Annotated in this window: 20 protein-coding genes; 14 read left to right on the forward strand and 6 right to left on the reverse strand. The window is 33.3% G+C overall.

Annotation, left to right across the window (positions count from 1 at the left end):
* Positions 1-325 precede the first annotated feature (325 nt).
* The 3 genes from tnpA to FLAK523_RS14440 all read right to left on the reverse strand — a co-directional run bounded on the left by tnpA (position 326) and on the right by FLAK523_RS14440 (position 3,719).
* Positions 326-787, reverse strand: a complete 462-nt coding sequence (tnpA, locus tag FLAK523_RS14430; RefSeq protein ID WP_248904793.1) for an IS200/IS605 family transposase — start codon at positions 785-787, stop codon at positions 326-328.
* Positions 788-1,010: 223 nt separating this feature from the next.
* Positions 1,011-1,265, reverse strand: a complete 255-nt coding sequence (locus FLAK523_RS14435) for an FUSC family protein (RefSeq protein WP_248904795.1) — start codon at positions 1,263-1,265, stop codon at positions 1,011-1,013.
* 423 nt (positions 1,266-1,688) lie between these two features.
* Entirely contained in the window at positions 1,689-3,719 is a 2,031-nt protein-coding gene (locus FLAK523_RS14440; RefSeq protein ID WP_248908099.1) for a M3 family metallopeptidase, read from the reverse strand.
* 295 nt (positions 3,720-4,014) lie between these two features.
* Between FLAK523_RS14440 and FLAK523_RS14445 the strand changes: the two genes are divergently transcribed.
* The 10 genes from FLAK523_RS14445 (at position 4,015) to FLAK523_RS14490 (ending at position 19,499) form a co-directional block, all read left to right on the forward strand.
* Entirely contained in the window at positions 4,015-4,458 is a 444-nt protein-coding gene (locus FLAK523_RS14445; RefSeq protein WP_248904797.1) for a DUF1569 domain-containing protein, read from the forward strand.
* A 59-nt stretch (positions 4,459-4,517) separates the two neighbouring features.
* Complete coding sequence (locus FLAK523_RS14450) at positions 4,518-7,043, forward strand: M14 family zinc carboxypeptidase (protein WP_248904799.1); 2,526 nt, start codon at positions 4,518-4,520, stop codon at positions 7,041-7,043.
* Between the two features lie 291 nt (positions 7,044-7,334).
* On the forward strand, positions 7,335-8,012 hold the full coding sequence (gene trmD, locus FLAK523_RS14455; RefSeq protein WP_248904801.1) for a tRNA (guanosine(37)-N1)-methyltransferase TrmD: 678 nt from the start codon (positions 7,335-7,337) through the stop codon (positions 8,010-8,012).
* 171 nt (positions 8,013-8,183) lie between these two features.
* Positions 8,184-8,534, forward strand: a complete 351-nt coding sequence (gene rplS, locus FLAK523_RS14460; protein ID WP_248904804.1) for a 50S ribosomal protein L19 — start codon at positions 8,184-8,186, stop codon at positions 8,532-8,534.
* A 271-nt stretch (positions 8,535-8,805) separates the two neighbouring features.
* Positions 8,806-11,028 carry an NADP-dependent isocitrate dehydrogenase gene (locus tag FLAK523_RS14465; RefSeq protein ID WP_248904805.1) on the forward strand — a complete coding sequence of 741 codons (2,223 nt, stop codon included), beginning with the start codon at positions 8,806-8,808 and terminating at the stop codon, positions 11,026-11,028.
* A 130-nt stretch (positions 11,029-11,158) separates the two neighbouring features.
* A complete protein-coding gene (locus tag FLAK523_RS14470) occupies positions 11,159-13,540 on the forward strand; it encodes a TonB-dependent receptor (RefSeq protein WP_248904807.1) in 2,382 nt (793 codons plus the stop codon).
* A 42-nt stretch (positions 13,541-13,582) separates the two neighbouring features.
* Entirely contained in the window at positions 13,583-14,404 is an 822-nt protein-coding gene (locus FLAK523_RS14475) for a DUF4249 family protein (protein ID WP_248904809.1), read from the forward strand.
* Positions 14,405-14,474: 70 nt separating this feature from the next.
* The gene (locus FLAK523_RS14480; protein WP_248904811.1) at positions 14,475-15,137 is read left to right on the forward strand and encodes a thiamine diphosphokinase; all 663 of its coding nucleotides are present in this window, start codon (positions 14,475-14,477) and stop codon (positions 15,135-15,137) included.
* A 96-nt stretch (positions 15,138-15,233) separates the two neighbouring features.
* Positions 15,234-16,181, forward strand: coding sequence for a 23S rRNA (adenine(1618)-N(6))-methyltransferase RlmF (rlmF, locus tag FLAK523_RS14485; RefSeq protein WP_248904813.1), 948 nt, complete (start codon positions 15,234-15,236; stop codon positions 16,179-16,181).
* A gap of 348 nt (positions 16,182-16,529) precedes the next feature.
* Positions 16,530-19,499 carry a TonB-dependent receptor gene (locus tag FLAK523_RS14490; protein ID WP_248904815.1) on the forward strand — a complete coding sequence of 990 codons (2,970 nt, stop codon included), beginning with the start codon at positions 16,530-16,532 and terminating at the stop codon, positions 19,497-19,499.
* Between the two features lie 100 nt (positions 19,500-19,599).
* Here FLAK523_RS14490 and FLAK523_RS14495 read toward each other — a convergent pair whose 3' ends face one another.
* On the reverse strand, positions 19,600-20,259 hold the full coding sequence (locus tag FLAK523_RS14495; protein ID WP_248904817.1) for a hypothetical protein: 660 nt from the start codon (positions 20,257-20,259) through the stop codon (positions 19,600-19,602).
* 246 nt (positions 20,260-20,505) lie between these two features.
* Here FLAK523_RS14495 and uvrB point away from each other — a divergent pair, with 246 nt between their 5' ends.
* A complete protein-coding gene (uvrB, locus tag FLAK523_RS14500; protein ID WP_305881770.1) occupies positions 20,506-22,500 on the forward strand; it encodes an excinuclease ABC subunit UvrB in 1,995 nt (664 codons plus the stop codon).
* Here uvrB and FLAK523_RS14505 read toward each other — a convergent pair.
* Complete coding sequence (locus FLAK523_RS14505; protein WP_248904819.1) at positions 22,497-22,898, reverse strand: excinuclease ABC subunit B; 402 nt, start codon at positions 22,896-22,898, stop codon at positions 22,497-22,499. The two genes, uvrB and FLAK523_RS14505, sit on opposite strands and share 4 nt — an antisense overlap.
* A 240-nt stretch (positions 22,899-23,138) precedes the next feature.
* The gene (locus tag FLAK523_RS14510) at positions 23,139-23,477 is read right to left on the reverse strand and encodes a hypothetical protein (protein WP_248904820.1); all 339 of its coding nucleotides are present in this window, start codon (positions 23,475-23,477) and stop codon (positions 23,139-23,141) included.
* A 252-nt stretch (positions 23,478-23,729) separates the two neighbouring features.
* On the opposite strand from FLAK523_RS14510, the gene FLAK523_RS14515 reads away from it, so the two are divergent.
* From FLAK523_RS14515 to FLAK523_RS14525, 3 genes are all read left to right on the forward strand, one after another.
* Positions 23,730-24,533, forward strand: a complete 804-nt coding sequence (locus FLAK523_RS14515) for an alpha/beta hydrolase (RefSeq protein WP_248904822.1) — start codon at positions 23,730-23,732, stop codon at positions 24,531-24,533.
* Between the two features lie 63 nt (positions 24,534-24,596).
* Positions 24,597-25,607 (forward strand): dipeptide epimerase, encoded by a 1,011-nt coding sequence (locus FLAK523_RS14520; protein WP_248904825.1) that lies wholly within the window; start codon positions 24,597-24,599, stop codon positions 25,605-25,607.
* Between the two features lie 6 nt (positions 25,608-25,613).
* Positions 25,614-26,645 carry an aminotransferase class I/II-fold pyridoxal phosphate-dependent enzyme gene (locus FLAK523_RS14525; RefSeq protein ID WP_248904827.1) on the forward strand — a complete coding sequence of 344 codons (1,032 nt, stop codon included), beginning with the start codon at positions 25,614-25,616 and terminating at the stop codon, positions 26,643-26,645.
* Position 26,646 lies beyond the last annotated feature (1 nt).

Consider the following 26,646-nt stretch of genomic DNA (forward strand, 5'->3'; position numbering starts at 1 on the left):
TCCAATCTACCCGAATTTAGGTGGATTGATCTGACAAACGTCAGGCTTTATTTTTTTTTCAAATATATAGAAAAATCATAATAGATTGTCAAAAAGCCTTTCTATTGTAGCCTAATTTACGTGTTAATTTTGGTATTCAAAAAACAAAAATTCCACCAACTCTTAGCCCAGATAGAAACGGCATCCTTTTCTTGCAACGCTGTGCAATCCCAAAAGCATTCTCAAAGGATTTATACGATTGATTTTTTGTTCCGTTAGGAACTAAATGACGGTAGAAACAACAAATCCCCCTGCTTTTTTTGTCCCGTTAGGGACTATACCAATTCTAAATCAATTCTTTGAATATAAATTTTTCATCATAATCAATTTCAAATTTTTCAAGGAAGTCAATGTACTCCTCAATAAAAGTTTTCTTTTTATGGTGTAATTCCTGATTTTGAATATAATTTATTACTTGATTGATCTGTGATTTACTGTGTGAAAATGCGCCATAACCTTCTTGCCATTCAAAATGTCGGCTTGTCAGTTTATTTTCATTTATCCATTTTGAAGAACTTTGTTTCACATCCTTCATTAAATCCGAAATGGATTGTGCGGGTCTTAACCCAATCAAAATATGGATGTGATCTGGCATTCCGTTTATGGCCAAAAGTTTATGGTTGTTGTTTTGAATTATACCCGTCATGTATTTATACAAATCTTCAACCCAGTTGGCTTTTATCATTCCATCCCTGAATTTAACCGCAAAAACAAAATGGATGTGTATTTGTGTATAGGTATTTGCCATAAATGTTGCGTCCCTACGGGACTTTGTTTGGGGTGGATTCCACTTCGTTGCTACCAATATTTAATTCCTACGGAATAACTTTAGAAGTTAATCAAATTTAACGTTCCCTTACTTCAAGTGGTTTTGGGTTAAATTAAGCCCTGTTTTCGGATTTGCAGAAAATATGATACGTTACTCTAAATCACACACTAGCTGTTGATAAACAATTCAATTTTGTTACAAGTTATTTCAAATTGCGTACCTTTAAAAGTTCTTCCACGTCTTTACTTCTTTTGTTTTTAGGGTCATTAATCATTTTGTAGATAAAATACAAAGGGATTAACGTAAGCATTCCCCAACTGTTTTTAACAATACTATAAAATATCATTCCCACTAAAACTCCAATAATCAAAGCATTAGTGATGGAAAATGATCTCGTTTTTTTTGCTTCCTCTAATAATTCTTGGTCAGTCAATTCTGAAAGGTCTTTGTTTGTCATTGTTAATTTATGTTTAATGTTATTTATTGAGCAGTCGTCAGCATAATAGAAGACAACTTGTATATATGCCTAACAAAATCATTCCAATCTACCCGAATTTAGGTGGATTGATCTGACAAACGTCAGGTTTTGTTTTTTTATCAAATATATAGAAAAATCATAATAAATTGTCAAAAAGCCATCCTGTTATCGCCTAATTTTCGTGTTAATTTATGTATTCAAAAACAAAATTCCACCAAGTCATAGCCCAGATTGAAACGGCATCCTTTACTTGCTTTCTTTAAGCAAGGAAAGATAGAGTGGAAAGCTGGACACGAGCGAAGCGAATTGACGAAGTAATTAGCTCCTAATATTCATCAGGATTAATCCAAAAAAAATGGCATCCTTTTACGAATGCCACTTTGATAAGTTATATGAATACGATTATTTGTCAGATAGTCCTGCATTTCTCAAATAAGGTTCAATTTTCATCTCGTGTCCTATGAAATCTTTAAATGCTTTGTTTAAATCAACACTATTCCCAACAGATAAAATGTATTTTCTAAAACGCTCACAGTTTTCTCTAGTCATACCGCCGTTAGCCTGCATCCAGTCGAAAGCATTATAATCTAATGTTTTTGACCAAGTGTAAGCATAATAACCAGCTGAATATCCTCCACTCCAAATGTGCGCAAAATAAGGTGTGTGGTATCTCGTAGGAACTTCATTTACTAACAAACCGTATTTTTGAAGCGCTTCATTTTCGAAAACCAATGTTGGCTTGAAATCGGATTCTTTTTCCACACTATGCCAAGCCATATCCAGGGTTGAAGCGGCTAACAATTCAGTTACTACATAACCTTTATTAAAAGTATCTGCCTTTTTAATTTTATCGATTAATTCTTGTGGAATTGCTTCCTTAGTTTTGTAATGAATAGCATAATTTTTCAAAACTTCTGGGTCTAATGCTGCATGTTCATTGATTTGAGAAGGGAATTCCACATAATCACGAGGTACTGATGTTCCTGAAAGACTGGTGTAATTTTGATCTGCAAACAAACCGTGTAAGGTATGTCCAAACTCATGAAATAGCGTTGTTACATCATCAAAACTGATTAATGAAGGATTATCATTAGCTGGTTTTGAAAAATTATAGACATTTACAATTACTGGTTTTTGTTTTAAAAAATGGGACTGATTTACAAAATTATTCATCCAGGCTCCTCCGCTTTTGTTGTCCCTTGTATAAAAATCCAAATAATAAATAGCTATAGATTTTCCGTCGTTTCCAAAAACTTCGTAAGCCACTACATCTTGATTATAAACCGGTAAATCTTTTCTTTCCTTAAAGGTAATACCATACATTTTTTTGGCTGCAAAAAACACCCCTTTTTCTAAAACAGTCGTTAGTTCAAAATAAGGTTTGATTTGGCTTTCATCTAAATCGTATTTAGCTTTACGAACTTGTTCAGAGTAAAAATCCCAATCCCAAGGCTCTAATTTAAATCCACCGTTTTGTGAATCAATTAAATCCTGAATTTCTTTGGCCTCTACTTTTGCTTTTGCGACAGCAGGCGTAGCTATTTTTGCTAATAAATCCATTGCAACTGCTGGAGTTTTGGCCATTTGATCTTGCAATTTCCATTCAGCATAATTTTTCTTGCCCATTAAATTTGCTTTTTGCAAACGCAATCGTGCCATTTTTTCCAATACTTCACGCGTGTCTCCATCGTCGTTTTTCTCAGCGCGTGTCCATGATGATTTAAATAATTTTTCTCTTGTCGCTCTATTGCTTAAACTAGACAATAAAGGTTGTTGAGTTGTATTCAATAAACCTATTAAATATTTCCCGTCTTGGCCCGCCTCGGTAGCACTTGCTTTTGCCGCAGCAATTTCATTAGCACTTAATCCAGCTAAATCAGTTGTATTATCAAATAAAACGGCTCCGTTTTTTCTAGCGGTTAACAATTTGTTACCAAAAAGGGTTCCTAAACTGGCTAATTCCCCATTGATTTTTTTCATTTTATCCTTATCAGCTTCGGATAAATTAGCTCCTGCCAATTCAAACAACTGCAAGTAATATTCGGTTAGTTTTTTATCTTCACCTTTCAGACTATTTAAATTAATCGCTTTAAATCGTTTGTACAGCTTGGAGTTTAGATAAATTTTATCATTATGAGCTGAAAATATAGGCGCATATTCAGCTTCTATATCTTGTAATGTTGGATTTGTATTGGCACCCGTTAAGTTATAAAAAGCGCTTGTTGCCCTACTTAAATCGATTCCACTAATTTCCAGTGCCAGAACGGTATTTTGAAAAGTAGCCTTTGCCGGATTATTAGCAATTTTATCTATTTCATTATCATGGCTGTTTAGAGCATATTCAAAAGCGGGTTTAAAATGCTCGTCTTTAATTAAATTAAAAGGCGGAGCTTGATACTGCAACTCACTTTTTTGTAAAAGAGGATTCGTCATTTTGATGGTTTTTTTTTGCGCGTGAAGCGTTTGTGTTTGCAATGAAGCTACAAAAACAAGCAAGGTGCCTGTTTTTATTATTCTTGATAAAATTTGCATAAAATAGTGTTTGATTTAAAAAGATAAAAGTAGTAAAAATATAAAGTATATACTAGAATTAGAGAATCCATTTAGGTAAGAAAGCTTTTTAACTTTCGAAAATAAACACATCCTCTTATTGTTTTTATCTACCTAGGAACAGATAGATTTTGAATAAATAACTTCTATATTTGTTTTCCTCTAAATTTTAAAACAAATGAATTCTATTTTTGATAAAACAGCAAACGAATCAATGCTTATGAGAATCAAATCTCTTACCCCTAACAATCAAGCAAAATGGGGAAAAATGACTGCTGACCAAATGTGCAAGCATTGTATAAGTGTAATTGACGTTCCTTTTGGCACACAAGAACTAAAAGTCAATTTCTTAATGCGGTTTTTAGGTAAAATACTGAAAGAAAAAATCTTAAATAGCAAATTCAAAAAAAACAGTCTAACCGCAAAAGAGTTTATTATAAGTTCAAACTACGATTTTGAAACTGTCAAAAAAGAATTAATTGAAAAATTCAGTCGCTTTTCTGAAAATAAAAATTCAATTGTAGTGATGAACCACCCGTTTTGGGGAAAAATGACTTACGAAGATTGGGATAAATTAATGTGGAACCATTTAGACCATCACTTGAAGCAATTTGGTATTTAATTAATATTCAGAGTATATTTACGCTTCCAAAAAAACAATACTTATTTAACTAACCCTATATGAGATTCCTATTTTACTTCGCTTTCCTTTTGAGCTTTGCAGTTACTGCTCAGCAACAAAAAGAACAACCTACTTTAGATTATTATCTACCTAAAAATGTCAGCTATAACAAAAACATCCCTACCCCAAAAAGCGTTTTTAATTTTGAATTAGGAGAAATGCATACTGACCACACGCAATTAGCTTACTATATGAAAGAGGTTGCAAAAGCTTCTGATAGAATTGCAATTGAAACTACGGGGTTTACATTTGAAAACAGACCGTTACAGCTTCTTACTATTTCGAGTCCAAAAAATCTTGCACGATTAAAAGAAATTAATGAACAACATCTAGAAAATCTAACGGCTAACAATAATCAGAAAAACGCATCTGATATGCCAATAGTGGTCTATTTAGGGTATTCAATTCACGGTAACGAATCCAGTGGATCCGGAGCAGCAATTGCTCTAGCCTACTATCTTGCGGCTTGTGAGAGTCCAGAGCTTGAAAAAACATTAGAAAACACCATCATTTTATTAGACCCTTGTTTTAACCCTGATGGAATTCAACGCTTTTCAACTTGGGTAAACAGCAATAAAAGCACCAACTTAGTTACGGACCCTAATGACCGTGAATTCAATGAAGGATGGCCAAGAGGACGATTCAACCATTATTTATTTGATATGAATAGAGACTGGCTGCCTGTTCAGCTTCCAGAAAGTCAAGCACGTATTAAAACATTTAGAAAATGGATGCCAAATGTTTTATGTGATTTCCACGAAATGGGAACAAATTCAACTTACTTTTTTCAGCCGGGAGAACCTAGTCGCACCAACCCACTTACGCCTGAATTAAATCAAAAACTTACACTTAAAATTGCAGGTTTTCATGCAAAAGCATTAGACAAAATAGGCAGTTCTTATTTTATCGAAGAAAACTATGATGATTTTTATTACGGTAAAGGTTCATCATATCCTGACATAAACGGATCGATAGGAATTTTATTTGAACAGGCAAGTTCAAGAGGTCACGCTCAGGAAAGTGCAAATGGTATCATCACTTTCCCGTTTACTATCAGGAACCAGTTCACTACTAGTTTGTCCACTTTACAAGCTACATCTGAAATGAGAACAGAGCTTCTTGAATACCAACGCAATTTTTATTCGAATGCAAGATCAGAAAGTAAAAACAGTAAAGTAAAAGGATACGTTATTGGTGACGAAAAAGATGCTACTCGAGTAAATGAATTGGCAAAAATTTTAAATCAGCATAAAATTGAGATGTTAGAATTAAAAGAAGACATCACAATAAATAACAAAAAGTTCAATAAAAACTTAAGCTATATCATCCCTATTGAGCAACAAAACACAAAACTTATTAATGCTATTTTTGACAGACAAACAAAATTCAAAGACAGCTTGTTTTATGATATATCAGCTTGGAGTTTTGATTTGGCTTTCAATGTAAATTTTGAAGGTGTCAATTCACTTTCTCAGGCGGGAGGAAAATATGTCCCAAATTTAAAATCAGGTATTGTAAGCAAGAAAAGTGATATTGGGTATCTTGTCGAATGGACAGATCATAAATCTCCAAAATTTTTATACCAATTGCTTTCAAAAGGATTGCGTGTAAAAACAACAAAAAAACCGTTTATACATAGCGGAAAACCATTTTCTTATGGAAGTTTATTTCTTCCTATTCAAAATCAGGAAATGAATTCGGATGAAATTCACAAATATCTAAATGAGATTATAAAAGAATATACATTTGATATTACAGGGGTGGAAACAGGATTTACTGAAGGAATCAATCTAGGTAACCCAAACTTCGAAACACTTTCTTTGCCTAAAGTCGCAATGCTTGTTGGTAAAGGTGTGGACCCATCAGATGCTGGAGAAATCTGGCATATGTTTGACCAAAAAGCAGCTATGCCATTAACAAAAATAGATGTCGACCAACTTCAAGGTATAAACTTAAATAAGTACACAACTTTGATTTTAGTTGACGGGAATTATTCAAGTTTGTCTCAAAAAACGACAACTAAAATAGAACAATGGGTTCAAAATGGAGGAACACTTATTGGGTATCAAAACGCAATAAAATGGCTTAATGAATCTAAATTAATTGAAGTTACTTTAAAGACAAATAAATCAGACGCAAAAAACGTAAGCTTCGAACAAATAGATGATCATAATGGAGCTCAACTGATTGCCGGAGCCATATTTGAAACAAAATTAGATTTATCGCACCCAATAAATTTTGGAATGCCAAGAAACAAAATGCCTCTGTTTAGAAATACTTCTATTATTATCGAACCTAATAAAAACAGTTTCAACAATCCAATTCAATACACGAAAAACCCATTGTTAAGTGGATACATATCAAAACCAAATTCTGAATTATTAAAAGAAACAGTTCCGTTTCAATCCATAAAAAAAGGAGATGGTAAAATCTTGATATTTACTGACAACACTAATTTCAGAGCTTTTTGGTTGGGAACGGAAAAGTTGTTTTGGAACGCTATTTTCTTTAGTAAAATGATGTAGTTCAGTTTAAAATTGTAACTAAATAACTAAAATAGTTAAATAGGCAATGTAGTAAAAAACACCTTTTAGAGGTTTTTCATTTACTACATTGTCTATTTTTAGTAAAACCTTAGAACTAAATTTAATTTTAGCTTGTAATCCCGGATTCCGCATTAGAAATCTACTACAACTAAATTCTTCTTTAAAAATAGTCCGTGAACTCTTGTTTTTATTAAATAATTCAGCTTCGTTACGAAGTCTAAGGCAAAATATGGGATAAAAAAACTATTTTTACACTCGAAAAATATAATTATGCGTATTGATATTGTTACCGTTTTACCTGATTTACTAAGAAGCCCCTTTGAAGCCTCAATTATGAAGCGTGCAATTGACAAAGGACTTGTAGAAGTTCATTTTCATAACCTTCGTGATTACACTACTAACAGACAGAAAAGTGTGGATGATTATCCATATGGTGGTGGCGCAGGAATGGTAATGACAGTACAACCAATTGATGCTTGTATCACGCACTTGAAAAGCGAAAGAACCTACGATGAAATTATTTATATGTCACCGGACGGGGAAACTTTAAACCAGAAAATGGCCAACACCATGTCGATGTATGAGAATATCATCATCTTATGTGGTCATTATAAAGGAGTAGATCAAAGAGTTCGCGATCATTTTATTACCAAGGAAATATCAATTGGAGATTATGTATTATCTGGTGGAGAATTAGGCGCATTAGTTTTATCTGATGCATTAATAAGACTTATCCCTGGAGTTTTGAGCGATGAAACCTCAGCATTGACAGATAGTTTTCAAGATGGATTATTATCAGGACCTATATACACTCGACCTGCAGATTACAAAGGCTGGAAAGTTCCCGAGGTTTTAACTGGTGGGAATTTTGCCAAAATAGACAAATGGCGTGAGGATATGGCTTATGAACATACAAAGAACAGACGCCCAGATTTATTAGAAGATTAATTATTTTAAATGTTGAGTTTTAAATTATAAATGCCTCTGAACAAGTGTTTAAATAATTCAAAATTTATAATTTATAATTCAAAATAATTTTTTACTTTTGCAGCACTTTAGATTAACCTCTGGCGAGATCCGTGAATGTTGATTTGATAAAAAACCATAATTAAAATTATCATGGCAGATTTAATGAAATTCGTTAAAGACGAATTAGTTGTAAAAAAAGACTTTCCTGTTTTCGCAGCTGGTGATACTATCACTGTATACTACGAAATTAAAGAGGGTGAAAAAACTAGAACACAGTTTTTCAAAGGAGTTGTAATTCAAAGAAGAGGTTCTGGTAATACAGAAACTTTTACTATTCGTAAAATGTCAGGTGCTATTGGTGTAGAGCGTATCTTCCCAGTTAACTTGCCAGCTTTACAAAAAGTTGAAATCAACAAAAAAGGTGCAGTTCGTAGAGCTAGAATTTTCTACTTCAGAGAACTTACTGGTAAAAAAGCAAAAATTAAAGACAAAAGAAGATAGTTTACTGTCTCTTTATCATAAAAATCCCGGCACTGTCGGGATTTTTTTTTGCCTTTTATCGAATATAATCAAGATTCCTGATTTTTTACTGATTCTACTACTAAAACCACAATTTCAAAGTTAACAACTTACCAATCCGGCAATTCATTATTTTCTGTATTAAACACAAGTCAAATTCGCTCCACTTTTCATATATTTGCTTCGCTAAATTTTAAGCAGTACACACATTTCACATCCTCATTATCAAGGATACGATTATAAAAATAACAAAATGACAGAAAAATCCAAGATTGTTTACACCTTAACTGACGAAGCGCCTTTATTGGCAACTTATTCTTTTTTACCTATTGTAAAAGCATTTACTTCAACTTCAGGAATAGATATCGAAACTAGAGACATCTCACTAGCTGGTAGAATTTTAGCCAACTTCCCTGAATTCTTGAAAGAAGATCAAAAAGTGGGTGACGCTTTATCTGAAATGGGACAATTAGCCACTTCTCCAGAAGCAAACATCATAAAATTACCAAATATTTCAGCATCAGTTCCTCAATTAAAAGAAGCTATTGCTGAATTACAAGCACACGGATATGCTATCCCTAACTTCGTTGAAGAGCCACAAGACAAAGCTGAAAACGAAATAAAGAAAAAATATTCTAAAATTTTAGGATCTGCTGTAAACCCGGTTTTACGTGAAGGAAATTCAGACCGTAGAGCTCCTAAAGCAGTAAAAAACTACGCTAAAGTAAATCCGCACTCAATGGGCGCTTGGTCTGCTGACTCTAAAACAGAAGTAGCATCTATGGATAACGGTGATTTTTACGGAAGTGAAAAATCAATCACAATCACTGATGCAACTGATGTTAAAATTGAATTCGTAGCCGAAAATGGAACGACTACAGTTTTAAAAGAAAGCACTCCTCTAAAAGTAGGTGAGATAATCGACAGCTCGGTTATGAACTTAAATGCATTAAAAGCATTTGTTATAAAAGCAATTGCTGAGGCTAAGAAAAACAACGTTTTACTTTCAGTTCACTTGAAAGCTACAATGATGAAAGTTTCTGACCCAATTATTTTTGGTGCTATTGTAGAAGTTTACTTCGCATCAGTATTCGAAAAATATGCAGCTTTATTTGACGAACTAGGTGTTAATACAAAAAATGGATTAGGTGATGTTTATGCAAAAATTGCGGGACACCCAATGCAAGTTGAAGTTGAAGCTGCGTTAACTCAAGCAATTGAAAACGGACCAGCATTAGCTATGGTGAATTCTGATAAAGGAATCACAAACCTTCACGTACCTTCTGATGTAATTGTAGATGCTTCTATGCCAGCTATGATTCGTACTTCAGGTCAGATGTATAATATTGATGGTAAACAACAAGATACTCTAGCTATCATTCCAGACCGTAGTTATGCAGGAGTATATTCTGCCACTATTGATTTCTGTAAAAAGAATGGCGCTTTCGACCCTACAACAATGGGAAGTGTACCAAACGTAGGTTTGATGGCACAAAAAGCAGAAGAGTATGGTTCTCATGACAAAACATTCCAAATGTCAGCAAACGGAGTTGTTCGTGTTGTTGATACAAAAGGTACCGTTTTAATGGAACAGGCTGTTGAAGCAAATGATATTTTTAGAATGTGTCAAGCAAAAGACGCTCCTATTCAAGACTGGGTAAAACTAGCTGTAAACAGAGCCCGTTTGTCTAGCACACCTGCTGTATTCTGGTTAGATAACAACAGAGCTCACGATAGAGAACTAATCGTAAAAGTTCAGAACTATTTAAAAGACTACGATACTACAGGACTTGATATTCGTATTTTAAACCCAATTGAAGCTACTCATTTCACATTAGATAGAATCAAAGAAGGATTAGACACTATCTCTGTAACTGGAAACGTATTGCGTGACTACTTAACTGATTTATTCCCTATTCTTGAATTAGGAACTTCAGCTAAAATGTTATCAATCGTTCCATTGATGAATGGTGGTGGTTTATTTGAAACTGGTGCAGGTGGATCAGCTCCTAAGCACGTAGAACAATTTACTGAAGAAGGATATTTACGTTGGGATTCATTAGGAGAATTTCTTGCTCTAGGTGCTTCATTAGAACATTTAGGACAAACTCAAAATAATCCTAAGGCATTAATCCTAGCAGATACTCTTGACGAAGCTAATGATGCTTTCTTGAAAAATGATAAATCTCCTGCTCGTAAAGTAGGCCAAATTGACAACCGTGGTTCTCATTTTTACCTAGCGATGTATTGGGCACAGGCTTTGGCTAAACAAACTAAAGACGCTGAATTACAAAAAGAGTTTTCGCAAATTGCAAAAGAACTTACGGAGAACGAAGCTAAAATCAATGAAGAGTTGATCGCAGCGCAAGGAAAACCTCAAAATATTGGTGGTTACTACCAACCAAACCCAGAATTAACTAGTAAAGCAATGCGCCCTAGTGCAACATTAAATGCTATTTTAGCTAAATTAGCTTAAACATATATTACCTTATAGTACTAAAAAGACAATTGGAAACAATTGTCTTTTTTTATTAACTCAATTTTAATGTTTGTTTACTTCCGTTTCCATAAACTTTTCGTCAAATTTGCATAACTAAATAAAGAAGATGTTATTAAATAAATACACTAGTCTAATTGTTGTTTTGTTATTTTCAATAGTTTCCTTTTCACAAGAAAAATTCACGTTTAGCGGTACAGTTTCCGACATTAAAAACAATGAAACTCTTATAGGTGCAACAATATATGTTCCTGAAACAAATACAACTATTAAAACGAATGAATACGGGTATTACTCAGTAACATTGCCTAAAGGAAATTACACCGTTCTAATAAGCTATATCGGTTTTCAAACACTTACTCAGAGTATAGCACTTTTCGAAAATTTAAAAATAAACCACAATTTATCAGAAAATAGTGAAGTCCTTCAGGAGGTAATTATAAAAGACAAAAATAAAAGGAGCAACACTCGCTCCCCGGAGATGAGTCTTAATAAACTATCCATTTCTTCCATTAAAAAAATGCCTGTAGTCCTTGGGGAAGTTGATGTAATAAAATCACTTTTATTACTTCCAGGAGTGACAAATGCTGGTGAAGGTGCATCAGGATTCAATGTTCGTGGTGGTGGAGCGGATCAAAATTTAATTTTATTAGACGAAGCAACAATTTTTAATTCCTCGCATGTTTTTGGTTTTTTCTCCGTCTTCAATCCGGATGCAATCAAAGATTTAAAATTGTACAAAGGCGGAATTCCAGCCAACTATGGTGGTAGAGTATCCTCCGTTTTAGATATTTATCAAAAAGACGGTAGTAGCAAAGGATTTCATATGAATGGTGGAATTGGTTTAATCGCCAGCAGACTTTTAATTGAAGGCCCTCTTAAAAAAGACAAAGGATCATTCTTGATTGGTGGTCGAAGTTCATATGCCCATTTATTTTTAAAACTATCCGAAGATCAAAAAAACAACTCTGCTTATTTTTATGATTTGAATGCCAAATTAAGCTATAAACTCAATACTAATAACAATTTATATCTATCCGGATATTTTGGAAGAGATGTCTTTTCACTAAACAAAAGCTTCACTAATATCTATGGTAATTCAACATTAAACCTAAGATGGAATCATTTATATTCTGATAAATTATTTTCGAATCTTTCTCTTATCTACAGCGATTATTATTACGGATTAGATCTTGATTTCGTAGGTTTTAAATGGGATTCAGGTATTAAAAATTATAACATTAAATATGATTTTAAAAATTACATCTCAGATAAATTCAAATTAAATTACGGTGTAAATGCAATTTATTATGATTTCAATCCAGGAACCATAAAACCAACCGATTTAAATTCAGGAATTAATTTTGATCAATTGGATAAAAAATATGCTTTCGAACCTGCAATATACATTAATGCTGAACATGAAATTTCTAAAAAAATCACTGTTAATTTGGGATTGAGATACAGCCTTTTTTATCGTTTAGGACAATCATCTGTTAATATTTACGAAAACAACAATCCACTTACTTTCAATACGGATTTACAGATATATGAAAAAGCAACTCCTATAGGAAGTCAATTTTATGATAAAAACGAAGTCATCAAAAGCTATAATAATTTGGAACCCCGATTTTCGATTTCGTATCAACTCAATGACAACCAAGCCATAAAAGGAAGTTACAATCGAATGACCCAATATTTACAATTAATATCTAACACCTCGTCTCCAACTCCATTAGATGTATGGATGCCAAGTGACAATTACATAAAACCTCAGATTGCGGATCAAGTGGCTCTGGGATACTTTAAAAATTTTAAAGACGACACCTATTCTCTTGAGGTTGAAACCTACTACAAGACAGTAAAAAACAGACTGGATTATATAGACGGTGCTAATTTAATTGCCAATAAAGCCATCGAACAAGTAATTCTAAACGGTCAGTTAAGATCTTATGGCTTAGAGGTTCTTTTTCGAAAAAATGAAGGGAAATTTAACGGATGGATATCCTATACCTTATCAAAATCTGAACAACAAACTCCTGGCAGAACACCGGAGGAATCAGGAATAAACAACGGTAATTGGTACAATTCAGTTTATGACAAAACGCACAATATTGCTATTACTAACACCTATAATCTAAATGAAAAATGGTCTTTTGCCGCTAATTTCGCATTGCAAACCGGGCAACCTGTTACCTATCCAAATGGACAATACAACTATTTAGGAATTACGGTTCCTAGTTATGGCCTAAGAAACGAAAACCGACTACCGACCTACCATCATTTGGATATTTCAGCAACGTTAACTCCAACTAAAAACAAAAACCGCAACTGGAAAGGGGAATGGGTTTTTAGTGTATATAATCTATACAACCGTAAAAATGCAGCTTCTATCAATTTTAGGAGAAATGCTGACACAAACAACAATGAGGCTGTAAAGGTTTCGATATTCGGAATTGTACCAGCTGTAAGCTATAACTTCAAATTCTAAGGATACAAAATCCATTAGAATAGAAACATAAAAACAAAGATTATGAAAAAAATATTTTCTTTTTTAGTCATTATAACTGCCTTTTTCTGCTACAGCTGTGAAGAGGTTATTCCTGTCGATTTAAATACCGCTCCTCCTAAACTTGTGATTGAAGCAGCAATTAACTGGCAAAAAGGAACCTCTGGAAACATCCAGAAAATAAAGCTAAGTACTACTACAGGGTTTTACGATGCAACCATCCCAAAAGTTTTGGGCGCTACTGTAGAAATAAAAAACAGTTTAAACGTTATATTTAAGTTTGTAGAAAAACCTAATACAGGAGAATATATCTGCTCGAATTTTGTACCGGTATTAAATGAATCCTATACGCTAACAGTCATTAATAAAGGTTCCACTTACACCGCTATCGAAACATTAAAACCTGTCGCTCCTATAACTGAAATCATTCAAAATAATGAAGGAGGCATATCCGGAAAAATGAAATACATAAAGACTTATTTTATTGACCCAGCAAATGCATCTAATTATTATTTATACAAATACAGTTACTCCTCTCCTGATAAAGTAGAATATTACGCTGATGAGGACACATTCTTTCAGGGAAACAATTTCTTTAGTATTTCCCGAAAAGACGAATTAAAAACAGGAGATAAAATTGTAGTTAGTCATTTTGGGATATCAAAAGCGTATTACAACTATCTCAATATCTTGATAAACATATCAGGAAGCGCAGGCGGAAGTCCTTTTCAATCACCACCAGCAACGGTAAGAGGAAACATTATCAACAGTACAGATTTTACTAATTATCCATTGGGTTATTTTTCCTTAAGCGAGTCAGATACTAAAAATTATACTATCGAATAAATTACCATTGTAGATAGCTAAGCATAAAATGCTTTCTTTTATTTACCTTTGCACCTAAATAAAATACCCCATGTCCTCACATCATATCGTTCGCGACGACCAAGAACCAGCCTTAATTATTGCTAACGGAGCTGCTTGTAGCAGTGAATTATTAGACCAATTATTAGAATGGTCTCCACTTGTAATTGTACTTGACTCTGCTGTAGAAAGAGTATTCGAATTAGGAATAAAAATTGATGTGCTGCTTGGTGATTTTGACCGTGGCTTTGACGCTAATTATTACAAAGAAAAACAATATCCACTTGAAGTTGTTCATACTCCAGATCAAAGTAAAACCGATTTAGAGAAAGCGTTTGATTATCTATTCGAAAGAAATATTCCTGCCGTAAATGTAATATGGGCTACAGGAAAACGAACTGATCATACCATTACAAATCTCACTAATATAGTTCGATACAGAGAAAAACTGAAAATTGTAATTCTGGATGATCATTCTAAGGTGTTTTTGTTGCCTAAAAGATTTGAAAAATGGTACCCTTCAAAAACTCCCATATCATTAATTCCCATAGGACATGTAACGGGAATTCATTCGGAAAATCTTTTTTACCCTTTAGAAAATGATTATTTAACCATTGGATATAGAACCGGAAGCAGCAATCACGTTATCAATGACGGTATTGTAATCATCGAACATAGCGAAGGTGACTTATTAATGATGGAATGTATGGATTAACATCTGAGAATTAAAATTATCCCTGAATTAAATTATAGGACTTAACTTATTGTTTTGACAAAAAGGATTCGTTATATTTACATCGAATTTAAGAAAATGAAAGTCAAAACGATTACCGAGAAAACCAATTTACATCCTAGAAATCTACACCGTTTAGGGTATGATTTCAAACAATTAATAGTAAGTTGTCCTGAACTTAAAAACTTTGTTTTTATCAATGAACACGAAATCGAGACTATTGATTTCAGTAATCCTGATGCAGTAAAGGCATTAAACAAAGCCTTGTTAGTAGAATACTACGACATACAAGACTGGGATATTCCACAAAACTATCTATGCCCACCCATTCCAGGTCGAGCTGATTATATTCATTATATCGCTGATTTATTGGCCACAGCTAATAACGGAGTAATTCCTAGAGGAGAAAATGTCCTAGGGCTTGACATAGGTGTTGGTGCTAATTGTATATACCCTATTATAGGAAACTCTGTTTATAACTGGAGTTTTGTAGGGACGGACATAGATGAAAACGCGATTGAAAATTGCAGTAAAATTATTGGAGCCAATCCAAAATTAGTTGACACTATTAGTTTACAACAACAAACAGAATCCCGTTTTATATTTAAAAACATAATTACTCCTGAAGATAAATTTACTTTCACAATATGTAATCCTCCTTTTCATTCCTCTCAAGAAGAAGCAACAAAAGGATCTTTACGAAAAATAAGCAATTTAGAAAATAGAAAAGCTACCACACCAGTATTAAACTTTGGAGGTCACAATGCTGAATTATGGTGTGAAGGCGGAGAATTAGGGTTTATCACACAGATGATCTACGAAAGCGTAAAATATCCGATGCAATGTTTATGGTTTACCACTTTGGTGTCTAAACATTCTCATTTATCCAGCATCTACAAAACCTTAAACAAGGTGAATGCAGTAGAAGTAAAAACAATTGAAATGGCTCAAGGCCAAAAAAATAGCCGAATTATTACTTGGACCTTTATGAGTCAAGAACAGCAAAAAAATTGGAAATTCGAATAGTTAATAGAACATTCCACTTTTAATTATAAGAAGGAGGCAAACTAAATAAATATCTATTTTAGTTTGCCTCCTTTTTATTTAGTCGAATAAAGCTATTAAAACTATCTATATGACAGCCGTAATATCCTACTTTTTAAGTCAAAACTTAGGTGCTAAATCATTCATATACTTCTAAACAAGACAAGTTTACTATTGTATTCGAAAAAAAAGGTGCCTAAAAAGAATAAAAACACAAAAAAAACAATTAATTACAACAGAATTTTATCATTTTGTTGAATTTTAACATTCCTATAACACATTGAATAAATATTCGTAATTTTACTTAGATAATCTAAAAACAACCAAATTATGAAAAAACTATTATTCATCTTAACCTTAATTTTCTCAGTCGCTATAACAGCGCAAGAAATTAAAGTTTCAGGTACCGTATCAGACGATACAAAAGGGCCGTTGCCAGGAACAACTATTTTAATAAAAGGAACAAATAAAGCAACAACAACTGATGCTGACGGAAAATACTCAATCAGTACAAAAATTGGAGAATCATTACAATTTTCCTATGTGGGTTTAGAAACTAAAACTGTAAAAGTTACTGGAAGCACTTTAAATATTATGTTGACGGGAAGTGGAGAAACATTACAAGACGTAGTGGTATTAGGATCCAGAAGTGCTGCAAGAACAGTAACTGAGTCTGCTGTGCCTATTGACGTGATTAATATGAAAGATATTGCTTCACAAGGACCACAAGTAAACTTAAATCAGATTTTGAATATGGTTGCCCCATCGTTTACTTCTAATACTCAAACGGTAGCGGATGGAACGGATCACATTGACCCAGCACAACTAAGAGGGTTAGGACCGGATCAGGTTTTGGTTTTAGTTAACGGAAAAAGAAGACATACTTCTTCTCTAGTTAACATTAATGGAACTCCAGGAAGAGGATCTGTGGGAACCGATTTAAATGCTATTCCAGCTTTTGCAATCGAAAAAATCGAAGTATTAAGAGATGGTGCATCAGCACAATACGGATCTGATGCGATTGCAGGTGTAATCAACATCAATGTAAAGAAAAACACAAATAAATTCGACATTGCCCTATTTGCAGGTAGTAACTTTTCAAAAGGTGCTAATGACCATACTGGAGGAAACGACGGTAATAACGTTCAAGTTGATATGAATTACGGGACTGGATTAGGTAAAGATAAAAGTTTTATCAATATTACAGGAAGTTTTCAATTAAGAGAACAAACTAGTAGAGCTAAAGATGCAACTGGTACTTTATTCAGTGCTTTTAATGCAGTGGAACAAAGAGCTAAAGAAGCTGGTACAAACATTAATGCATTATGGGGTAATATAACTAATACACCAAATTCAGCTCAAATTCTTACAGCAATAAAAACTAATGCTCTAGGTATAACTTATTTCACACCTACGCAACAAGCTGCTATTGCTGGTGCTACAACTATTAGTGCAATGCAATCAGCATTGAATTTTGACGCAACATCAGGAGAATTGGCTTATAGAAAATTAGAAAGAAGCGCTTTCAATATGAAAGTGGGGCAATCATCATTGGAAAGCGCACAATTTTTCTTGAACGCAGCTTACCCAATTACCGAAAACATTGAGCTTTATGCTTTTGGCGGAACGAGTTTTAGAAATGGGGAAGCAGCTGGTTTTTATAGACGACCAAATCAGTCTAGAGCTTATACAGCTTTATACCCAAATGGTTTCTTACCTGAAATTCATTCAACTATTAATGATATATCTGCAGCAGCTGGACTTAGAGGTAAAATGTTTAAAACATGGAATTTTGACTTGAGTAATACATTTGGTAAAAACACTTTCGATTATTCAATCGAAAACACACTAAATGCTACTTTAAGAGAGAAATCACCAACTGAATTTGATGCAGGTGGATTAGCATTTTCTCAAAACACAACCAACTTTGATATCAATAACAAGTTTGATAAATTAAATGTTGCTTTTGGTGCTGAATACAGACACGAAAATTACAAAATAAATGCTGGGGTACCTGATTCTTACAATTTATATGACATTAACAATAATGTCGTTGTAAGCGGTGTTACTCCAACTAACCAATATGTTACAGATTTTTATGGAGCATTAAGACCTGGTGGATCTCAAGTATTCCCTGGATTTAAACCGGTAAATGCTGTCGACAAAGGACGTAACAGCGTGGCTTTATATGCTGATTTAGAATATGATGTAACTGAAAAATGGCTTATCAACGGAGCACTTCGTTTTGAAAACTATTCTGATTTCGGGAATACAACTAACTATAAATTAGCTTCTCGTTATAAATTAACAGACAATATTAATTTACGTGGTGCAATTTCTACTGGATTTAGAGCTCCTTCATTACACCAGATCTATTTCAACTCAACTGCAACACAGTTTATAAATGGGGTTCCTTATGAAATTACTACTTTTAGTAATGATTCACAAGCTGCAAAGTTATTAGGGATTCCGGAATTGAAACAAGAAGAGTCTCAAAGTGCGAGTATTGGTTTTACCGCAAAAATTCCTGATGCTAAAATTACATTAACCGCTGACGCATATGTTGTTAACATTGATGACAGAGTTGTACTTACAGATACATTTTTAAGACCTGGAGGAACACCTGCTGCAGGAACTCCTGCTGCAACTTTAAACACTTTATTTGACAATGCAAATGCTACAAGAGCTACATTTTTCGCAAATGCTATAGATACAAGGTCAAAAGGAATAGACATTGTAATTAGCCATAAAGGTAGTATTGGTAATGGATTAACTTTAAAAACTGATTTATCAGGTACTATATCAAATACAAAAAGAGTAGGTAACATTCACGCTTCACCAATATTAGAAGCTAATGGTCAAATAAACAAGTATTTTTCTGAAACTAGTAGGGTATATCTACAAGAAGCAGTACCTAGAGTTAAAGCCAATTTAACAAACTCACTATCTGTAAAGAAATTCGATTTCTTCTTAAGAAACGTTTATTTTGGTAAAGTAACTGATCCAAACACAGCAGATGCTGACGGTAATGGATCTATTGACACTGCAGTTGTAAATGGAGAAACTGTACAAGTTGAACATCCAGAATGGGGTGGTAAAGTTGTCACTGATCTATCTGTTGGTTATAAATTTAATGACCATGCTAAAATTGTTGTTGGTGCAAATAATCTTTTTGATGTTTATCCAGATGAAAACTTAGCTTCATTAACTAATTCTAATCAATTTACTTATTCAAGAAACGTTTCTCAATTTGGACAAAACGGAAGATTCCTTTTTGCTAGATTAAGTTTCAGCTTCTAACAAATACTATTAAAACGAAAAACCATCACGATTATGTGATGGTTTTTTTTTGTTTAAAAATTTGAGACAGTAAAATCAAAAATAAATTCTTAACGTTTAACTATTCAATTACAATAGGCTCAAATTCAGTTTCTATTTTACTTGTGATAATTTCTTCATTAGCAATCCAATATTCTGAGGTGTATATTTTATAATGATTCCCTTCAATATCTAATTTCCATATAATATCATTTGCCTCTTCAAAAGGTTCATCACCTTCTAATTTATCTGAAAATAATCTTTTAATCACAATGCTATCAGATGACATTTTCATCAAATTTCTCAAAACTTCATCTTTTGTCAAATTTTCAGAGTAATCGTTAATTTCAACTAAAAGTTCGATTAAACTAGCTTTAGCGTTTGGAAATTTACCATTATACAGTTTAAATAATAACTGATTGATCGAATAAAGATCATAATGCAAATTAATCTCAGGATATTCTTCTGAAATCTTATCTATCAACATATCATTAGAAATTTGTTCTATTTGATTTTCATTCAAATACTCACTTAACTTATATGTCAATAGCACTTGTGCTGATTCATTAGGCTCTAATTCACTTACAGCCATTTGTAAATATTCAATACATTCATTTTCAGAAATAGTATTAGCTACCGGCAGACCAAATTCTTTTAGCAAGGCAAAATAATCCTCTTTTGACCAATAACTAGGTATCTCATTTATAGTGGTAACTCTTTCTATTGTAAATACTGCTTTCATATATTTTATCTTTTAATATTTAGACCTTTTAAAGGTAAAGAAACTCACCATATAAAATCCTATTTTATATAAGACTTAACAATAAATATGGTTTTAAATTTATTATTTACTTACAAATATAAATTTTCCAAAAAAAACAAAACAAAATCACCAACTATCCAACCTTCAATATAAATTATCCACTTCCATAAACTTGGGGCTAAACTTTGTAACTTTGCAATTCTAAAACATTGCCCCTTAATACAAATGAATTTCCAAGTAGTATCTGAATACCAACCCAAAGGCGACCAGCCACAAGCAATTGATAAATTAACTCAAGGGATTATTGATGGTGATAAATTCCAAACTTTATTAGGAGTAACTGGTTCAGGAAAAACTTTTACGGTTGCTAACGTAATTCAGGAAGTACAAAGACCAACATTAGTTTTAGCACACAACAAAACTTTGGCGGCACAATTGTATTCAGAATTCAAAGAGTTTTTCCCCAATAATGCAGTGGAATACTTTGTTTCTTACTATGATTATTATCAGCCAGAAGCTTTTATGCCTGTAACTGGGGTTTTCATCGAAAAGGATTTATCCATCAATGAAGAACTGGAAAAAATGAGATTAAGCACCACCTCTTCCCTACTTTCTGGTCGTAGAGATATACTCGTGGTTGCATCTGTCTCTTGTTTATATGGTATTGGAAACCCCGTTGAATTTCAGAAAAATGTAATTGAAATTGAAAGAGATCAAACAATATCACGCACCAAATTATTACATAGCCTAGTTCAAAGTTTATATTCAAGAACTGAAGCCGATTTTACACCTGGGAATTTCAGAATTAAAGGAGATATTGTCGAAGTCTATCCGGGTTATGCAGATGATGCGTACCGAATCCATTTCTTTGGAGATGAAATTGAAGAAATAGAATCCTTTGATGTAAAAACTTCAATGGTTATCGAGAAACACGAGAAACTAACAATATACCCTGCCAATATGTTTGTGACCTCTCCTGATGTACTTCAAGGAGCGATATGGGAAATCCAGCAAGACTTAGTCAAACAAGTGGATTATTTCAAAGAAATAGGAAAGCATTTAGAAGCAAAACGATTGGAAGAACGAACTAATTTCGATTTAGAAATGATTCGGGAATTGGGTTATTGCTCGGGAATCGAAAACTATTCCCGTTACCTTGATGGAAGGCAAGCTGGTACGAGACCTTTTTGTTTATTGGATTATTTCCCAAAAGACTTTTTAATGGTGGTCGATGAAAGTCACGTTACCATTTCGCAAGTACACGCTATGTATGGAGGTGACCGTAGCAGAAAAGAAAACTTGGTAGAATACGGATTCCGACTACCCGCTGCTATGGACAATCGTCCATTGAAATTTGAGGAGTTTGAAGCCATGCAAAACCAAGTGATATATGTATCTGCTACACCTGCAGATTATGAATTACAAAAAACAGATGGTGTTGTAATAGAACAAGTCATTCGACCAACAGGATTATTAGATCCAGTAATTGAAGTACGCCCGAGTTTAAACCAAATTGATGATTTAATCGAAGAAATTCAGTTGCGTTGCGAATTAGACGAAAGAGTATTGGTAACCACATTAACCAAAAGAATGGCGGAGGAATTAGCTAAATATTTGGCTAAAGTTGGAATTCGTTGTCGTTACATTCACTCAGATGTGGATACTCTGGAGCGTATCGAAATTATGCAGGATTTACGAAAAGGTATATTTGATGTTTTGATTGGTGTCAATCTACTTCGTGAAGGACTGGATTTACCCGAAGTATCGCTTGTTGCTATTTTAGATGCTGACAAGGAAGGTTTTCTTCGTAGTCATCGTTCATTGACTCAAACCATTGGTCGTGCGGCAAGAAACCTGAACGGAAAAGCGATTCTTTATGCTGATAGAATTACAGCAAGTATGCAAAAAACTATTGATGAAACTGAGTATCGCAGAACAAAACAAATCAATTACAATACCGCTAATAACATCATCCCTCAAGCTTTAAATAAAAAGATAGGAAGTGCCTTTACCAAGAATCCTTTGGTTGAATACGAATTAGGTCATTTCGAACTAAATAAAGCAGCTGAACCTGACACGACTTATATGTCGAGACCTGAGATCGAGAAAATCATTCGAGAAAAAAGGAAATCGATGGAAAAGGCAGCCAAAGATTTAGATTTCATACAGGCGGCAAAACTGCGTGATGACATTAAAAAGCTACAGGAACAATTGACTTAATTGTGCTGTTCCTGAAATACCATAATTACTTTTTCAGCATCAATTATTCCATTTGGGGAAGCCTTCATCATTTTAAGTAAACGATTTGTAGCATTGGGATTCAATCCCATATTAATTCCTATTTGCTGTATAGCTATGGTTTCCTTTTCGTGTAAAACTCCATCAGAATACATTAATAATGCTAATCTATAAAACTGTTGGACACGTTGAAATTCAGATTTAATGGGGATTATTGGTTCTTCTTGATGAAACAAATCCTTAAACACTGTGTTATCTATCTGTAATTCTTCTGCTATTATTTTCAAAAACTCATATTCTTTTATATGCAATTGACCATCCACAGTTGAAAATGCAATCATATCTATAAGTAAACTCTTTTTCTTTTCGAATGTATCCATCAAATCATTAATTTTAGCTAAATTATCATTTTTTATTATAGAATCCCAAAAACTAAATAATGATTAAACAAATAACCATTATTCTCCTGTTTTTTTTTACAAGCAGTAAAATTTTGAACAAAAACACAAATCTCATTATAATATACCTTTAAAATATTTCTCGCTTATAATGAGAAAGGAACAAAAAAAAAGAGAACCAAAATTGGTTCTCTCATTTTAAACTGTTACCTCAAAAAACTATTAGTCATCGTCATCATCATCGTAGTCTCTTTTATGTTCTTTCCCTTTGTGTTTTTTATAATAATCCTTTCCGTGATAGTGTTTTTTTTCTTTATAATTTCTTTGTTCATACCTTCGATCGTCATGCCACCTATCATCACACTCCCTATGGTCAACATATATTACACGTTCTTCGCGATATTCAACATTTCTCCTTTGTGGCTCATATCTACGTTCATATTGACCCGATATAACTACTGATGGAAGTCCGATGTTTACACCCACTGAAATTTGCGCATTTATCGTGCTTGAGGCAAAAAAAGTGATTCCCAGTATTGCAAGTATTTTTATCTTTTTCATTTTTTCGAAATTTAATTAATAACTATCGTAGCCAAAACCAATAACTATGCCACTTAATCCTTCTATAACCATCATAATTGTTAAATGAAAATAAGAGTACTTAAAAATCTTAAATAAACAAAATCTATTGTTTATGATCCCTAATTAAAAATTTAAAAAACTATTCAAAAAAAACACAAATAGGGTTTACATTCAAATTATAAAAAAAACAACTATTTTTAACTACGAAAAATGCTTTAAAAAAACTCCATAATGATTAAAAAACTGCTTCCCGTTCTCACATTATTTTTTTTCCTATCACATACAACTGCTCAAGAAAGTACAGCCTCTAAAAATGTTAGCAATTTCACAATTGAATCTCCTCAATTGAAAACAGCAAAAAAAATATGGGTTTATCTCCCCAAAAAATATTCCGATTCACAGAAAAAATATTCTGTAATTTATATGCATGATGCACAAAATCTATTTGATGCTAAAACCTCCTTTGTGGGAGAATGGAATGTAGATGAAAAACTGGATAGTATCAGCGCAAATGTAATTGTAATAGGGATTGAACACGGCAACGAGAAGAGAATAGACGAACTCACCCCATTTAAAAATGAAAAATACGGAGGTGGAGATGCAGATGCTTATCTCGATTTTATTGTCAATACATTGAAACCTCATATTGATAAAACATATAGAACAAAAACCAAAGCTAGGAATACAATTATAATGGGTAGCTCTCTAGGAGGTTTGGTTTCATTTTATGCCGCACCTAAATATCCAAAAGTTTTTGGTAAGGCAGCCGTTTTTTCGCCTTCTTTTTGGTTTTCGAATAAAATATATGATTTGGCTTCGCAGACTGATAAAATAAAGACCAAAATCTACTTTTTAGGTGGAGATAGTGAAAGTGATGATATGATTCCTGATTTAAATAAAATGATTGCAATTGTAAATCAAAAAAGATGTAGCTGTCTCAATTTAACAAAAACAACGGTTGTTAAAAACGGAAAACATAATGAGAAATTATGGAGAGATGGGTTTTCTAAAGCCATATTATGGCTTGGTTATTAACTAATTCCTTATATTTATCAAAATGTAAACGAATACCCATCGAATAAATAAACCCCTATTTATATGAAACTAAAACTAAGAGCATACGACCTTAAATTAAAACACACGTTTACTATTTCTAGAGAATCAATAGACTTTCAACCCTCACTGATTGTAGAATTAACTAGTGATGGTTTTTCAGGATATGGAGAAGCTACTTCAAATCCCTATTATAAAATTACAGTTCCTAATATGATTCAGGATTTAGAAAAAATCCAATCTCTAATAGAGGCAACAAATAATGAAACTCCAGAAGTGTTTTGGTCTAAAATGCATCCTCATTTAAAAGATGACATGTTTGCTTTGTGCGCTTTGGATATGGCTTACAATGATTTATATGCTCGAAAAAAAGGAAAGAAATTATACGAATTGTGGAACTACACCACTGAAAACAATCCATTAACTGATTATACTATTGGGATAGCTTCTATCGAAAAAATGGTGGCTAAAATGAAGGAATTACCCTGGCCAATATATAAAATAAAGCTAGGAACCGCAGAAGACATTGCAATAGTAAGGGAACTTAGAAAACATACCGATGCCATTTTCAGGATTGATGCTAATTGCGGTTGGGGTGTGGAAGAAACTATTAACAATGCTTTAGAATTAAAGAAACTTGGTGTCGAATTTCTGGAACAACCTATGAGGGCTGATGATTGGGAAGGACATAAGGAGGTATTCAAACATTCCGTTTTGCCAATTATAGCTGACGAGAGTTGTATCATAGAAGAAGATGTGGCCAAATGTCACAATCATTTTCACGGAGTAAATGTAAAACTGGTAAAATGTGGCGGATTAACTCCAGGAAGAAGAATGATTCAACAAGCCCGAAGTTTAGGCTTAAAAACAATGGTGGGCTGTATGACAGAATCATCAGTTGGAATTTCAGCTATTGCCCATTTACTACCACAATTAGACTATGTTGATATGGATGGTGCTCTACTTCTAGCAGAAGACATTGCAACAGGAGTAACCATTAATAATGGAAAAATCATTTATTCTGAGCTAAACGGTACAGGAGTTGTTTTAAAATAAAAATAAATGAAAGTCAATCAATTTCCAGATCGAATAATTAAAGTTGGCAATGAAGACTATCTATATTTTGGAGGAACAGCCTATTTAGGTTTACCCACCAACAAGAAATTCCTGAAATTAGTAGTCAAAAACATTTTAAAATGGGGAAGCGCTTACGGTAGTTCCAGAAATGCAAACATAAAACTCAAGGCATATGATAATGGTGAGCAATTTATAGCCAAGCACATCAAAGCTGCATCAGCTCTTACCGTTTCTTCGGGAATGCTGGCGGGAAAATTAGTCCTTGATGTGATGAAACCGCAAACGGATTGTTTTTTTCATTTCCCAACTATACATCCCGCGGTAAAAGGAACCGATAGTCTCCCCTTTTTTATCGAAGATGAATTAAATCCACGATTACTGGATTCAGTTCCAGAAAAAATTACAATTCTTACTGATGCCGTACCTTCTTTTCAAATAAAACCAATCGATTTTTCGTTTCTAAACTTGATCTCTACCACTAAAGAAATTACTTTGATCATTGACGAATCGCATTCATTAGGAATAGTTGGCGTTAATGGCTGTGGTTTGTATTCAACAATCAACCTTTCAAACATCAAAAGAAAGATAATGTTTGCCTCATTAGGGAAAGCTTTTGGGTTGTCTGGAGGTGTAATCGCAAGTGATGCTGAATTTATGAATCAAATAGCGACAAACGACACCTTTGTATCCAGCGCCGGAATGAATCCAGCATTTGTTCAAACTATGGCCGATGCAGAAGATATTTACATTAGACAACATCAAAAATTGAGAAAAAAACTGGATTATATCAATGTTAATTTAGTTAAAAATAACAAAGTTGAATTTAATCCCGATTATCCAGTAATCTATCCCCATATCGAAGGGATTAATGAAGTTTTTTCTAAAAACAAAATCATACCGACCAATTTTAAATACCCAACAGACACCAAAATGTTGAATAGAATTGTAATTACCGCCAATCATAAAGAAAAGGATTTGGATAAACTAATTCACATTCTAAACCAGCACCAATTCTAAA

The organism is Flavobacterium sp. K5-23 (assembly GCF_023278045.1).
Lineage (GTDB): Bacteria > Bacteroidota > Bacteroidia > Flavobacteriales > Flavobacteriaceae > Flavobacterium.

Coding starts and splice junctions, on each gene's coding strand:
- tnpA (WP_248904793.1), bottom strand. CDS start 787: ATGGCAAATACCTATACACAAATACACATCCATTTTGTTTTTGCGGTT.
- FLAK523_RS14435 (WP_248904795.1), bottom strand. CDS start 1,265: ATGACAAACAAAGACCTTTCAGAATTGACTGACCAAGAATTATTAGAG.
- FLAK523_RS14440 (WP_248908099.1), bottom strand. CDS start 3,719: ATGACGAATCCTCTTTTACAAAAAAGTGAGTTGCAGTATCAAGCTCCG.
- FLAK523_RS14445 (WP_248904797.1), top strand. CDS start 4,015: ATGAATTCTATTTTTGATAAAACAGCAAACGAATCAATGCTTATGAGA.
- FLAK523_RS14450 (WP_248904799.1), top strand. CDS start 4,518: ATGAGATTCCTATTTTACTTCGCTTTCCTTTTGAGCTTTGCAGTTACT.
- trmD (WP_248904801.1), top strand. CDS start 7,335: ATGCGTATTGATATTGTTACCGTTTTACCTGATTTACTAAGAAGCCCC.
- rplS (WP_248904804.1), top strand. CDS start 8,184: ATGGCAGATTTAATGAAATTCGTTAAAGACGAATTAGTTGTAAAAAAA.
- FLAK523_RS14465 (WP_248904805.1), top strand. CDS start 8,806: ATGACAGAAAAATCCAAGATTGTTTACACCTTAACTGACGAAGCGCCT.
- FLAK523_RS14470 (WP_248904807.1), top strand. CDS start 11,159: ATGTTATTAAATAAATACACTAGTCTAATTGTTGTTTTGTTATTTTCA.
- FLAK523_RS14475 (WP_248904809.1), top strand. CDS start 13,583: ATGAAAAAAATATTTTCTTTTTTAGTCATTATAACTGCCTTTTTCTGC.
- FLAK523_RS14480 (WP_248904811.1), top strand. CDS start 14,475: ATGTCCTCACATCATATCGTTCGCGACGACCAAGAACCAGCCTTAATT.
- rlmF (WP_248904813.1), top strand. CDS start 15,234: ATGAAAGTCAAAACGATTACCGAGAAAACCAATTTACATCCTAGAAAT.
- FLAK523_RS14490 (WP_248904815.1), top strand. CDS start 16,530: ATGAAAAAACTATTATTCATCTTAACCTTAATTTTCTCAGTCGCTATA.
- FLAK523_RS14495 (WP_248904817.1), bottom strand. CDS start 20,259: ATGAAAGCAGTATTTACAATAGAAAGAGTTACCACTATAAATGAGATA.
- uvrB (WP_305881770.1), top strand. CDS start 20,506: ATGAATTTCCAAGTAGTATCTGAATACCAACCCAAAGGCGACCAGCCA.
- FLAK523_RS14505 (WP_248904819.1), bottom strand. CDS start 22,898: ATGGATACATTCGAAAAGAAAAAGAGTTTACTTATAGATATGATTGCA.
- FLAK523_RS14510 (WP_248904820.1), bottom strand. CDS start 23,477: ATGAAAAAGATAAAAATACTTGCAATACTGGGAATCACTTTTTTTGCC.
- FLAK523_RS14515 (WP_248904822.1), top strand. CDS start 23,730: ATGATTAAAAAACTGCTTCCCGTTCTCACATTATTTTTTTTCCTATCA.
- FLAK523_RS14520 (WP_248904825.1), top strand. CDS start 24,597: ATGAAACTAAAACTAAGAGCATACGACCTTAAATTAAAACACACGTTT.
- FLAK523_RS14525 (WP_248904827.1), top strand. CDS start 25,614: ATGAAAGTCAATCAATTTCCAGATCGAATAATTAAAGTTGGCAATGAA.